This is a genomic window from Acinetobacter sp. IRS14, assembly GCF_034650275.1.
Classification (GTDB): domain Bacteria; phylum Pseudomonadota; class Gammaproteobacteria; order Pseudomonadales; family Moraxellaceae; genus Acinetobacter; species Acinetobacter oleivorans.
This window is the reverse complement of record NZ_JAOVFN010000003.1, coordinates 38,158-51,601: the sequence shown is the minus strand read 5'-3', so window position 1 is coordinate 51,601 and position 13,444 is coordinate 38,158. Positions and strand designations below refer to the sequence as shown.

The 13,444-nt window shown below is 41.2% G+C and carries 10 protein-coding genes and 1 pseudogene; 5 read left to right on the top strand and 6 right to left on the bottom strand.

Annotation, left to right across the window (positions count from 1 at the left end; translation table 11 throughout):
• Position 1: 1 nt before the first annotated feature.
• From ODQ17_RS03885 to ODQ17_RS03870, 4 genes are all read right to left on the bottom strand, one after another.
• On the bottom strand, positions 2-715 hold the full coding sequence (locus ODQ17_RS03885; protein ID WP_322901824.1) for an ABC transporter permease: 714 nt from the start codon (positions 713-715) through the stop codon (positions 2-4).
• Positions 712-1,401 carry an ABC transporter permease gene (locus ODQ17_RS03880; RefSeq protein WP_087399935.1) on the bottom strand — a complete coding sequence of 230 codons (690 nt, stop codon included), beginning with the start codon at positions 1,399-1,401 and terminating at the stop codon, positions 712-714. Before ODQ17_RS03880 ends, ODQ17_RS03885 begins: the two co-directional genes overlap by 4 nt.
• Positions 1,402-1,492: 91 nt before the next feature.
• Complete coding sequence (locus ODQ17_RS03875) at positions 1,493-2,278, bottom strand: ABC transporter substrate-binding protein (protein WP_005307073.1); 786 nt, start codon at positions 2,276-2,278, stop codon at positions 1,493-1,495.
• A 175-nt stretch (positions 2,279-2,453) separates the two neighbouring features.
• On the bottom strand, positions 2,454-3,482 hold the full coding sequence (locus tag ODQ17_RS03870; protein WP_322901823.1) for a LysR family transcriptional regulator: 1,029 nt from the start codon (positions 3,480-3,482) through the stop codon (positions 2,454-2,456).
• Between the two features lie 201 nt (positions 3,483-3,683).
• On the opposite strand from ODQ17_RS03870, the gene adeF reads away from it, so the two are divergent.
• Genes adeF through ODQ17_RS03855 form a run of 3 tightly spaced genes read left to right on the top strand, consistent with a single transcriptional unit; the run spans position 3,684 to position 9,578 of the window.
• Positions 3,684-4,904 carry a multidrug efflux RND transporter periplasmic adaptor subunit AdeF gene (gene adeF, locus ODQ17_RS03865; RefSeq protein ID WP_322901822.1) on the top strand — a complete coding sequence of 407 codons (1,221 nt, stop codon included), beginning with the start codon at positions 3,684-3,686 and terminating at the stop codon, positions 4,902-4,904.
• Positions 4,905-4,910: 6 nt separating this feature from the next.
• Positions 4,911-8,090: a multidrug efflux RND transporter permease subunit AdeG gene (gene adeG / locus ODQ17_RS03860; RefSeq protein ID WP_049837112.1), complete on the top strand. Its 3,180-nt coding sequence runs from the start codon at positions 4,911-4,913 to the stop codon at positions 8,088-8,090.
• A 12-nt stretch (positions 8,091-8,102) separates the two neighbouring features.
• Complete coding sequence (locus ODQ17_RS03855) at positions 8,103-9,578, top strand: efflux transporter outer membrane subunit (protein ID WP_322901821.1); 1,476 nt, start codon at positions 8,103-8,105, stop codon at positions 9,576-9,578.
• A gap of 62 nt (positions 9,579-9,640) precedes the next feature.
• On the opposite strand, the gene glyA is transcribed toward ODQ17_RS03855, so the two are convergent.
• Positions 9,641-10,894, bottom strand: a complete 1,254-nt coding sequence (gene glyA / locus ODQ17_RS03850) for a serine hydroxymethyltransferase (RefSeq protein WP_032052288.1) — start codon at positions 10,892-10,894, stop codon at positions 9,641-9,643.
• Positions 10,895-10,955: 61 nt separating this feature from the next.
• Between glyA and ODQ17_RS03845 the strand changes: the two are divergent.
• Positions 10,956-11,078 (top strand): annotated as a pseudogene (locus tag ODQ17_RS03845) (hypothetical protein).
• A 62-nt stretch (positions 11,079-11,140) separates the two neighbouring features.
• Here the strand turns inward: ODQ17_RS03845 and ODQ17_RS03840 are convergent.
• Entirely contained in the window at positions 11,141-12,370 is a 1,230-nt protein-coding gene (locus ODQ17_RS03840) for an alpha/beta hydrolase (protein WP_322901820.1), read from the bottom strand.
• Between the two features lie 248 nt (positions 12,371-12,618).
• Between ODQ17_RS03840 and ODQ17_RS03835 the strand changes: the two genes are divergently transcribed.
• Positions 12,619-13,305, top strand: coding sequence for a 3'-5' exonuclease (locus tag ODQ17_RS03835; protein ID WP_005307096.1), 687 nt, complete (start codon positions 12,619-12,621; stop codon positions 13,303-13,305).
• Positions 13,306-13,444: the final 139 nt, after the last annotated feature.

Below are 13,444 nucleotides of genomic sequence, written 5' to 3'. Positions count from 1 at the left end.
CCTAATGATTCGATGGCTTTAAAAATGCCAACCAACGTTTTTCCAACTTACGAAATATCCAAATCAAAATAAATGCCAACATCGCATATAACAGCGCGGCAATCCCAAAAGCATTGAAGGTGTCATAGGTTGCCGCATTTACATCACGCGCAATTTTTAAAATATCTGGAACAGTTGCTGTAAATGCAATGGTTGTCGCATGCAACATCAAAATGACTTCGTTACCGTAAAATGGCAAAGCACGGCGTAACATCGACGGAATGATAATACGTGTGTAGAGTTTCCATTTTGACATTCCAAAAGCTTGGGCAGCTTCAATCTCGCCATGTGGAATAGAACGAATCGCTCCTGCGAAGATTTCAGTCGTATATGCACCAGTATTGAGCGCGAATGCCAAAATGGTGCAATTTATGCCCTCTCGAAAAAATGCATCGAGTGTTTGATGTTCATGGACGTAATCAAAGCTGTAAATACCTGAATAAATAATCAGCAATTGGATGTACAGTGGTGTGCCACGAAAAACGTAGGTAAACAACCAAACTGGACCACGCAACCAAAGATTTTCTGATACTCGTGCAAGTGATAAAGGCACAGCAAGCACAAAGCCAATACCAATAGAAAGCACCAATAACCAAGCAGTCATCGCGACACCGGTCATTTGTAGGCCATCGGTCCAAAGGTATGCCTGCCAATATTGTTGAAGGATTTCAATCATAATTGTCCCTTCCTCACACCAGCAGAATAACGACGTTCAAGCCACATTAAAATCAGGTTCGACACTGTGGTAATTGCTAAATAAATCGCAGCAGCCACGATGCTGAAAAAGAACAGTTGCATGGTACTTCTACCCGCATCTTGCGTAATTTTTACAATATCAGTCAGGCCAATAATAGAAACAAGTGCGGTCGCCTTAATCAAAACCTGCCAATTATTACCAATGCCTGGCAGTGCAAAACGCATCATTTGAGGGAATAAAACACGTCGAAAAACCTGCCATGGAGTCATCCCATAGGCCTTTGCTGCTTCAATTTGACCCGTTGGAACCGATTGAAATGCACCACGAAAGGTCTCGGTAAAATATGCACCATAAATGAACGCTAAAGTAATCACACCAGCCACAAAAGGATTAATATCAATTTGATCCATTTGCAGTGCTTCAGTAATTTGGTTTAGACCTAACTGCAAGCTATAAAATAACAGCAGCATAATTACCAAATCAGGCACACTACGAATGAGCGTGGTATATGCGGTCGCAATATAGCGTAAAGCTTTAATATTAGAGAGTTTTGAACTCGCACCAATTAAGCCAATAATGACAGAAAGCAAAAGTGACAACAGCGCAAGCTGTATGGTCATCCATGTTCCGCTGAGAAGGAGTGGCCCATAGCCAGATAAAAACATGACTCATCTTCTCCTTAAAAACAATATCTAATATTGATGAGATGAGAATAGATTTTAAAATGTCGGCACTAAGCCGACATTTTTCACATCATTAGTAAATGTTAAAGGAGAAATATTTTTTCTCGAGTTTCTTGTATGTGCCATCCGCAATGATTGCTGCGAGAGCTTTGTCAATATTCGCTTTCAAATCTGCATCTTCTTTGCGTAAACCGATCGCTGCACCTACACCCAGTGTTTTTGCATCAACCACATTGCTGCCGACAAAAGTAAAGTTTTTGCCTTTTGGTTGTTTTAAGAAAGCACCATCAACCATGATTGCATCTTGTAAAGTTGCATCTAAACGACCTGACATCATGTCTTGATAAATCAAATCTTGGACTGGATAAGGTACAACAGTTACACCTTTTGTTGCCCAATAGGTTTTAGCATAAGTTTCTTGAATTGTGCCCTGTTGTACCCCTACACGCTTACCTTTCAATGATGCAGCTGTTGGTAATAACGGTGAGCCTTTTTTTGCAACCATACGTGTTGGTGTGTTGTAGATTTTGCTACTAAACAAAATTTGTTTCGCACGTTCATCAGTCACCGTCATTGATGAAAGAATACCGTCAAATTTTTTCGCTTTAAGTGCTGGAATCATCCCATCAAAAGAGTTTTCAACCCAAACACATTTGGCTTTGAGTTTTGCACAAATAGCATTACCCAAATCAACGTCAAAACCAGTTAACTTGCCATCTGGTGTTTTATATTCAAATGGTGCATAAGAGGACTCAGTACCAAAACGAATCACCTTCCAATCCTTTGCTTGAACATTCGTTGCAACAGCAGCCAAAACTAAGGTTGTTGAAACGAACATTTTTTTCATAAAGCTTGCCATCTTGAAGCTTCTCCTTAAAATCCAAATAAGGTGATAAAAACTTGAGTAATTTCTAAATTACTCTTCTGCCGAAATAATTGCAATTTCTATACCAGTAAATTAAGGATTTATGAAGATGTCAAAACAGCGGATCGTATTACCTCATTAAATATTGAAAAATCACTCAAATTTTAAGTTAGTTTTTGAGTGTGTAAGCCTCTGCCATATTTTCATTTTGAACCAATGTCCGAATGGTGTATTCATGGTTGTGTTCTTTGGCACTGGCAAATTCACATTTTTGATCTAATGACATTGAGCAACCACTCAGCAATGGACAACCTGCAAATAATTCGGCTACCCAATCTACAAATACACGGACTTTAGGCGATAAATGACGGTTTTGTAGATAAACGACTGATATTGGCATAGGTGCAGGCAACCATTCAGTCAATACCTCCTTAAGCGCACCAGATTCTAAATGTTTTGCCACCATATAATATGGACATTGAATTAGACCAAAACCTTGTACTGCCAAATCAATATATGAATCACCATCATTGACAGAAACGCGCCCTTTCACGCCAACGCTGTGAATTTCCCCATCAACCATAAAATCCCAATCGATATTGCGTCCGGTACGACTATTAAAGTAATGCACGACTTGGTGTTTTTGTAGATCCTCAATAGTTTTTGGTTCGCCATGTTCCGCCAAGTAACGTGGTGCAGCAACCGTCACACACTGAATTGTTCCGATACGACGTGCCACCAAACTTGAATCTTTCAACTGACCAATACGAATGACACAATCCACCGCATCTTGCACCAGATCTACGGGGCGATCACTCATTCCAATCACCAAATCAATATCAGGATATTTGGAATGAAAATCACATAGCATCGGAATCAGAATCAACCGCCCGATTGAAGCTTTAACATCAATGCGCAGTCGTCCTCGAGGTCCACGTTCTGAATCATGAAAAGTCGATTCAACATCTTCGACATCGGCTAAAATTCGTGTAGTACGTTCATAATAAACCGCACCATCAGGTGTCAAACTGAGTTTACGGGTGGTTCGGTTTAATAAACGAACCTGTAAATGTTTTTCTAAACCCTGAATGGTTGTAGTCACAGAAGCACGCGGTAGGCCTAAACTGTCAGCCGCTAAACTGAAACTATTTGTTTCGACAACTTTGTTAAATACTTTCATGGCATGAAATAGATCCACACGCACACTCCTATCAATTAATGCATTTTTTCATTCAAACACATCAATTGTTATAAAAATACGAATAGTGTTATCGAATTTAATATATTTATTCGTAATTGACAAACTTTTATGCTCCGTTCATCCCATAAACCCTGTTTCTCCCATACGGACCATAATTAAAAGTCTGAAAACAGGTATCCAAATAAGTAGGAGCACCTCATGTCATTTTCCCGCAAACAGTTTGCGCTGTCTGCCATCTTTGTCGCCATTTTGGCAACGGGTGGCAGTTTTATGTTTTTACATGAAAATGCCGATGCAAAAGCTGCACCGACCACAGCTCAACAAGCTGCTACTGTTGATATTTCTAATGTCATCAGCAAAACCATTACCGATTGGCAAGAATATTCCGGTCGCTTAGAAGCCATTGATCAAGTCGATATTCGGCCACAGGTTTCAGGTAAACTCATTTCCGTACACTTCAAAGATGGCAGTCTGGTTAGAAAAGGCGATTTACTTTTTACCATTGATCCGCGTCCTTTCGAAGCAGAACTCAATCGTGCCCAAGCTCAACTTGCTTCAACTGAAGCACAAGTGACTTATACAGGTTCTAATCTTTCTCGTATTCAACGTTTAATTCAAAGTAATGCTGTATCTCGTCAAGAGTTAGATCTAGCTGAAAATGATGCACGCTCAGCCAGTGCCAACCTGCAAGCCGCTAGAGCAGCCGTTCAATCTGCACGTTTAAATCTTGAGTACACGCGCATTACTGCACCAGTCAGTGGTCGAATTTCTCGTGCCGAAGTGACTGTGGGCAACGTAGTTTCTGCGGGTAATGGAGCACAGGTTTTAACAAGTTTAGTGTCTGTATCCCGCCTCTACGCATCTTTCGATGTTGATGAACAAACTTACCTGAAATACATCAGTAATCAACGTAATTCAGCACAAGTTCCTGTCTATATGGGACTTGCCAATGAAACTGGGTTTTCTCGTGAAGGAGTTATCAACTCAATCGACAATAACCTAGATACGACCTCAGGTACGATTCGTGTTCGCGCGACTTTCGACAATCCAAACGGAGTTTTATTACCGGGTTTATATGCTCGAATCCGTCTGGGTGGTGGTCAACCTCGTTCAGCAATTCTGATTAGTCCAACTGCGGTCGGAGTCGACCAAGATAAACGCTTTGTTGTTGTAGTCGATGCTAAAAATCAGACCGCTTACCGTGAAGTAAAACTTGGCACACAACAAGATGGCTTGCAAATCGTAAATAGCGGATTACAAGCGGGTGACCGTATTGTGGTGAATGGTTTACAGCGAATTCGTCCGGGTGACCCTGTGACCCCACACCTCGTTCCGATGCCAAATGCGCAAATCACTGCAAGCAGCACTACTCCTCAACCTCAGCCAACAGAAAAAACATCAACTCCGGCAAAAGGTTAATCACATATGAATATTTCTAAATTTTTTATTGATCGGCCGATCTTTGCTGGGGTGTTATCAGTATTGATTCTACTTGCCGGTTTACTTTCGGTATTTAAATTACCGATTTCAGAATATCCTGAAGTTGTTCCACCATCTGTGGTGGTACGTGCTCAATATCCGGGTGCAAACCCAAAAGTCATTGCTGAAACTGTTGCTTCTCCGCTTGAAGAATCCATCAACGGCGTTGAAGACATGCTGTATATGCAATCTCAGGCAAACAGTGACGGTAACTTAACCATTACGGTGAACTTTAAGCTTGGTATTGACCCAGACAAAGCTCAGCAATTGGTTCAAAACCGTGTATCTCAGGCCATGCCTCGTTTGCCTGAAGACGTACAGCGTTTAGGTGTTACTACGTTAAAAAGCTCACCGACTTTAACCATGGTTGTGCATCTGACTTCACCAGATAATCGCTATGACATGACCTACTTGCGTAACTACGCGGTGCTCAATGTAAAAGATCGCTTGGCTCGTTTACAAGGTGTAGGTGAAGTCGGTTTATTTGGTTCGGGTGACTACGCAATGCGTGTGTGGCTCGACCCACAAAAAGTAGCGCAACGTAATCTCACAGCAACTGAAATTGTGAGTGCAATCCGCGAACAAAACATTCAAGTTGCAGCCGGTACCATTGGTGCATCGCCAACTAATTCTCCTGTACAACTTTCAGTGAATGCTCAAGGTCGTTTAACGACTGAGCAAGAATTCGCAGATATCATTTTAAAAACTGCACCAGATGGCGCTGTTACCCGCTTAGGTGATGTTGCTCGTGTTGAACTTGCAGCTTCACAATATGGCTTGCGTTCATTACTCGATAATAAACAAGCTGTAGCGATTCCAATTTTCCAAGCACCGGGTGCTAATGCTTTGCAAGTTTCTGATCAAGTGCGTAGCACGATGAAAGAACTTTCAAAAGATTTCCCATCTTCAATTAAATACGACATCGTTTACGATCCGACTCAGTTCGTACGTGCCAGTATTAAAGCGGTTGTTCATACCTTGCTTGAAGCGATTGCACTGGTTGTTGTGGTTGTGATTTTATTCTTACAAACATGGCGTGCGTCAATCATTCCATTGCTTGCAGTACCAGTTTCAATTATTGGTACATTCGCGCTCATGCTTGCTTTTGGTTACTCGATCAATGCGCTATCACTATTCGGGATGGTACTTGCCATCGGGATTGTGGTCGATGACGCTATTGTTGTCGTCGAAAATGTCGAGAGGAATATTGAAGCAGGCTTAAGCCCAAGAGATGCAACTTATCGCGCGATGCGAGAAGTGAGCGGACCGATTATTGCGATTGCTTTAACGCTAGTTGCCGTGTTCGTTCCACTTGCCTTTATGACAGGCTTAACGGGGCAATTTTATAAACAATTTGCCATGACCATCGCCATTTCAACTGTCATTTCGGCATTTAACTCACTGACGCTCTCGCCTGCTTTAGCAGCCATGCTACTGAAAGGACATGACGCTAAACCTGATGCATTAACACGTCTTATGAACCGTGTATTCGGACGTTTCTTTGCGCTGTTTAACCGCGTATTTACCAGAGCGTCAGACAACTATGGTAAAGGCGTAAGTCGTGTTATCTCCCATAAAGCATCGGCAATGGGTGTCTATGCTGCACTTTTAGGTTTAACCGTTGGGATTTCTTATATTGTTCCGGGTGGCTTTGTTCCCGCTCAAGACAAACAATATTTGATTAGCTTTGCTCAACTGCCAAACGGCGCGTCTTTAGATCGTACCGAAGCAGTGATTCGTAAAATGAGTGACACTGCTCTTAAACAGCCTGGTGTAGAAAGTGCAGTTGCCTTCCCTGGCCTATCAATTAACGGTTTTACCAACAGCTCAAGCGCTGGTATTGTCTTTGTGACCTTAAAACCATTCGATGAACGTAAGGCTAAAGACTTATCTGCAAATGCAATTGCTGGTGCTCTCAACCAGAAATATTCAGCCATTCAAGATGCCTATATTGCGGTTTTCCCACCACCACCAGTGATGGGCTTAGGCACCATGGGCGGCTTTAAACTCCAACTTGAAGACCGAGGTGCCTTAGGCTATTCAGCATTGAATGATGCTGCACAAAACTTTATGAAAGCAGCACAATCAGCCCCTGAACTGGGTCCAATGTTCTCAAGTTATCAAATTAACGTACCTCAACTGAACGTAGATCTGGACCGTGTAAAAGCCAAACAACAAGGTGTTGCTGTGACTGATGTTTTCAACACCATGCAGATTTATTTAGGTTCTCAGTACGTTAACGACTTTAACCGCTTTGGACGTGTTTATCAGGTTCGAGCACAGGCAGATGCCCCTTTCCGTGCTAATCCTGAAGATATTTTGCAGCTTAAAACCCGAAACAGTGCGGGACAAATGGTGCCTTTATCTTCATTGGTGAATGTAACTCAAACCTATGGTCCTGAAATGGTAGTTCGTTATAACGGTTACACATCAGCCGATATTAACGGTGGCCCTGCACCGGGTTATTCATCTAGCCAAGCAGAAGCTGCGGTTGAACGTATTGCTGCTCAAACTCTACCACGTGGTATTAAGTTTGAATGGACAGATTTAACTTACCAAAAAATCTTGGCTGGTAATGCAGGACTCTGGGTATTCCCAATTAGTGTATTACTGGTGTTCTTAGTTTTAGCCGCTCAATATGAAAGTCTAACTTTACCTTTAGCTGTAATCTTAATTGTACCGATGGGAATCTTGGCGGCTCTAACAGGTGTGTGGCTGACAGGTGGAGATAACAACATCTTTACCCAAATTGGTCTGATGGTGCTGGTCGGGCTGGCCTGTAAAAATGCCATCTTAATTGTCGAATTTGCACGGGAACTTGAAATGCAAGGTGCGACTGCATTCAAAGCTGCTGTTGAAGCCAGTCGCCTACGTCTACGTCCAATTTTAATGACTTCTATTGCATTCATTATGGGTGTCGTACCACTTGTTACCTCAACTGGTGCAGGTTCTGAAATGCGTCATGCCATGGGTATTGCGGTGTTCTTCGGCATGATCGGTGTAACGCTGTTTGGTTTGTTCCTGACTCCTGCCTTTTATGTCCTGATTCGCACATTGAACAGCAAACATAAATTGCATTCAGCAGCAGTTCATGAAGCACCTTTATCTACTCCACATGATCATTAAGGAGGACATTTGATGGCTACAGCAAAACAAAGCTTATTATTATCCTCACTCATGGGAAGCCTGCTGCTTGCAGGCTGCTCTTTGGCTCCTGAATATCAACCTGCAAAAGTGATAGTTCCAGTCAAATTTAAAGAGTCTGACCCAAAACTTGAAGACAATAATTGGAAAATTGCCCAACCTGCCGATCAGCAGTTTCGAGGTGAATGGTGGCGTGTTTTTAATGATGCTCAATTGAATGAGCTCGAACAACAAGCCATTTCTGGAAACCAAAGTCTTAAAGCGGCAGCGGCTAATATTCAGGCTTCACGTGCGTTACGTTCCGCAGCACAAGCTGAACGTTTGCCAAGTATTGGTGCTGGCTTTGGCCCAACTCGTCAAAAACCCTCTCCTGCTTCATTGGGTTTAGATGACAATGCCCATACATCTGCACAAACCTTATGGCGTGCTCAAGCAAATGTTTCATATGAGCTCGATTTATTTGGTCGTATCGCCAGTAGTGTCAATGCAGCAACAGCTGATGTACAGCAACAAGAAGCTTTATATCAGTCGGCACTTTTAGCCTTACAAGCAGATGTTGCCCAAGGTTACTTTCTCATTCGTCAGCTTGACGCTGAACAAGCAATTTATAATCGCACTATTAAATTGCTTGGCGAGACACGTGACTTAGTTCAAACACGTTTTAGAAATGGCTTAGTCAGTGAATTAGATGTTTCTCGCGCACAGACTGAACTTGCTACCGCTCAAACCAATGCACTTAACATTGCTCGTAACCGAGCCAATGCAGAGCATGCACTTGCAATATTGTTAGGCAAAACACCTGCTGAGTTTAGCTTAGCAATTCAACCACTAACTGCAAACAGCCTCCGTCTACCAGCAGGTTTACCTTCGACTTTACTTGAAAGACGACCTGACATTGCTGCTGCCGAACGTGCTATGGCAGCAGATAATGCACGTATTGGAATTGCACGTGCTGCTTTCTTCCCAAAACTAGACCTGACAGGTGCACTCGGTTATGAATCCTCAACTTTAGGTGATTTAGGTAAATGGTCGAGCCGTACATTCTTACTTGGTCCAGTCGCAGGTACTATTTTATCTTTGCCATTATTTGACGGCGGACAACGTAAAGCAGGTGTCGCTCAAGCGCGAGCTGCCTATGAAGAAAGCATTGCGAATTATCGCCAAACTGTATTGAATGCATTTCGCGAAGTTGAAAATGGTTTGTCAGATCAAAGAATTCTCGATCAGCAAATTCAGGCACAAAACCAAGCACTTTCTTCTTCTCGTCATGCAAATCAATTGTCTCATTTACGCTATCGAGAAGGTGCGATTAGTTATCTTGATGTGATTGATTCAGATCGGACTATTTTGCAACAAGAACAACTTTCTGCACAGCTTAACGGCACTAGAATGATGGCTAGTGTAAATTTAATCCGCGCATTAGGTGGTGGCTGGCATAATGCCGAGTCATCGGTAAAATCTAAAAGTTAATTCTTATCTAATTAACTTGATATAAAAAAAGCGCCATACGGCGCTTTTTTTATATTTACAACTTATTGTGCGTATACAGGGAATTTTGCACAAACAGTTTCAACTTTCGCTTTTACATCAGCAATAACTTTTTCGTCACCTTTGCTGTCAATCACGTCAGCGATCCAACCAGCAAGTTCGCGAACTTCAGCTTCACCGAAACCACGAGTTGTTACCGCTGGAGTACCGATACGGATACCAGAAGTCACAAATGGAGAACGTGGGTCATTTGGAACTGAGTTTTTGTTCACAGTAATGTGAGCAGCACCTAACCAAGCATCTGCATCTTTACCAGTTACATCTTGCTTGATTAAAGATAACAAGAATAAGTGGTTTTCCGTACCACCAGAAACAACGTCATAACCACGAGCGATTAACACTTCAGCCATAGCTTGAGCATTTTTCACAACTTGTTGTTGGTAAGCTTTAAACTCATCAGACATTGCTTCTTTGAAGCAGATTGCTTTAGCAGCAATCGCATGCATCAATGGACCACCTTGGTTACCAGGGAATACAGCTGATTGAAGTTTTTTCTCGATTTCTTCATTCGCTTTCGCAAGGATTAAACCAGAACGTGGACCACGAAGTGTTTTGTGAGTCGTAGTTGTAGTTACGTCAGCAATTTGAACTGGGTTTGGATATACGCCAGCAGCTACAAGACCTGCAACGTGAGCCATATCAACAAAAAGGTAAGCGCCAACTTTGTCCGCGATGTCACGGAAACGTTGCCAATCTACAACACGGCTGTAAGCAGAGAAACCAGCAACGATCATACGTGGCTTGTGCTCTAATGCTAAGCGTTCAACTTCTTCATAATCGATCTCGCCAGTTTCAGCGTTTAGACCGTATTGAACTGCATTATAAGTTTTACCAGAGAAGCTTACTTTAGCACCGTGAGTCAAGTGACCACCGTGAGCCAAGCTCATACCTAAAACAGTATCGCCTGGGTTAAGAAGTGCTAGATAAACAGCAGAGTTAGCTTGTGAGCCAGCGTGTGGTTGAACGTTTGCGTAATCTGCACCAAAAAGTTCTTTAGCACGATCAATCGCCATTTGCTCAATGATATCCACATATTCGCAACCGCCATAATAGCGTTTACCTGGATAACCTTCTGCATATTTATTCGTAAGTTTTGATCCTTGCGCTTCCATCACAGCAGGAGAGCAATAGTTTTCAGAAGCAATTAACTCGATATGTGCTTCTTGACGCTCACCTTCAGAAGCAATTGCTTGAGCTAATTCTGGATCAAATTCAGAAATGGAAATATTGGCAAACATTAGCGGGGGTCCTATAAAATTAGGGCTTTTAAGCCGTGCTAAGATTGCGACATATTGTAGCATGAACTTTATAATTAAACAGAATGAAGTTAGCTCAGTTTTAAATAAAAATGGCTCAAGTTTTATAAAAAATGAGCCATTGTTTATAAATCAATAAAAAAGCTGGTTTAAAGCTTATATTTAAAATTTTTTCCTCATTCACTTTAGCTTACAAGAAGGTTAAAAATACTTTAAATATCAATAACTCTATTGTGCTGTTAGCAAAGTCTGAACATTTCCAACAATGTTGTCTACATTACTACTCATCGCCGTATTATGGTCCCAGTTACCAGTCACATAACTATTAATTTTAGTACCTAAGGTAGTGGCATTAAATATCAATAGATCAGTTGCGTCTTTAGGTACAGTGTTATCGGCTATCCCTTGATAAATAATAATCGGTGTAGTGACTTTTGCCTGTAAGGGTTGAGAATCTTTATCTAAAAATGCTTTAACTAAAGGCACTGCCATAAAATTAGGTTGTGTACGCGTATATCCATCCAGTGTTCCACTATGATTTCCAGCATAACTTTCCATATCTGCTTCAAAAGCATCCTCTAACGGACCAGCACAAATTGTTTCTGCTTGTGCGGCAATACTTGAGACCTGTGAAGTAAATACTTGTGAATAATCAAATGTTGGCTGTGTATTTCGAAGACCCGCAGTAACCAAAGCTGTATATGTTTCAAGCTGGGCATAGGTTGCAATTTTAATGCCTAAGGGTGCATTCGCAACTTGTGCCTCTCCACCTACTAAAATATTCCCTAAATTTGAAGCTGGTGCTACCGCTACTGTACCTTTATAGTCTAGCTGCGCACGACTTGCATATTGTGCAGTGCCTAATGCTGCATGTCCACCCTGAGAGTGCCCTACCGTGACCCATTTTTTTGAAGTTAATAAATTGCGCTGTAATAAATAGTTACGCGTTGCAACCACAGCATCTGTAATTGAGAAAGCCTCACTTTTAACATTTAAAAATGGATGTATGCCTGAAGTACCTAAACCTTCATAATCTGGTGCAACAACAACATAACCAGCTGCAAGTAACTTACTAATTAAATCTTTTGTACTGTCTGTTAAAGCTGCTTTACTTGGTGCACAGGCATCTGCAACACCTGTAGTACCATGTGCCCAGACTACAATTGGCCAACCGACTGTTGGTGGTGGAGTATTTGGTGTGAATACTAAACTGGTTGCCTGCACTTCTTGGCCATTTTGGCCTAACATTTTATAGGTCAAAATACTACTTTCAGCAGCAACTGATCCTAAGTTGGTACTTGTGTAAGCATCTACTTTAACTACTGGGTTTTGAATATTATTGGCTGGAGTACCAGATGGATTAGTACTTACTGGGCTGTCATCGCTACTTCCTCCACCACATGCCGTCAACAATAAGCTTGTGCTAAGAACACTGGTCATGAACAGTTTCATTTTCATTGGTATATCTTCCCTTAAATTCCATTTTTGTTTTGCTTTAGTTTTTTAATCAACATTTTCTAATGTTTAAAAACAATTACGCCTAATCTTTATTTTTCGCAAGTTCTATTGGATGAAATTAATCTATGAAAACTTTATTTTTAATATAAATTGACGTTCTCGCTACTTTATAGCCTCACTTCATGTTTTAAAGTAAGTAGCCAACTGTTACCATTCATAGCTACTCGTGATTGTTTAAAGGGCCAGTTATGCAAACCATTATTTTAGATACAGAAACACATACACTAAATGGTTTGCCTATTGAAATTGCGTATGCCCCGATTGAAATTAATGAAGGCAAGCTCACCTTAGATAAAAGCAAATTGTTTGATCAGCTCTATCAAGTCGGTGCCCCTATTTCCTACGCCGCTATGGCAGTTCACCATATATTAGAGTCAGATTTAGAAAACCAGCCTCACTATAAAACGTTTAAATTACCAGAGAGCACGACTTATATTATTGGTCACAATATTGATTACGATATTGCCGCAATTGCGCGTTGCGGTGTAGATGTATCGAATATTAAACCGATTTGTACTTTAGCTTTAGCGCGTAAAGTTTGGCCTGAAGCAGAAGCACATAATATTTCAGCACTGATCTATATGATTTCTCAAGGCAGCAGTAAAGCTCGTGAATTACTCAAAGGTGCACACCGTGCCGATGCCGATATTATTTTGACTGCTAATATTTTGATGCATATTGTCTATCATTTAAATATTCAAGATATTGAAGAGCTATATCGAGTTTCTGAAGAAGCACGCATCCCCACGACGGTTAACTTTGGTAAGCATAAAGGCACAGCAATTGCTGAACTTCCTAAAGACTATATTCAATGGTTATTACGCCAAGATGAGCTTGATATTTACCTTCGCAAAGCATTAGAAAGTGTACTTTAATGACTTAAATAGATGATATTCATCAATTCTTCATCATATTGTCATTTTTGAGTTTTATGGTTAACCCCATTTATATTTTATTAAAAACAGCACTATTCAACTCAGAAAATTGAACAGTCTGATTTATTTTTATATTGGG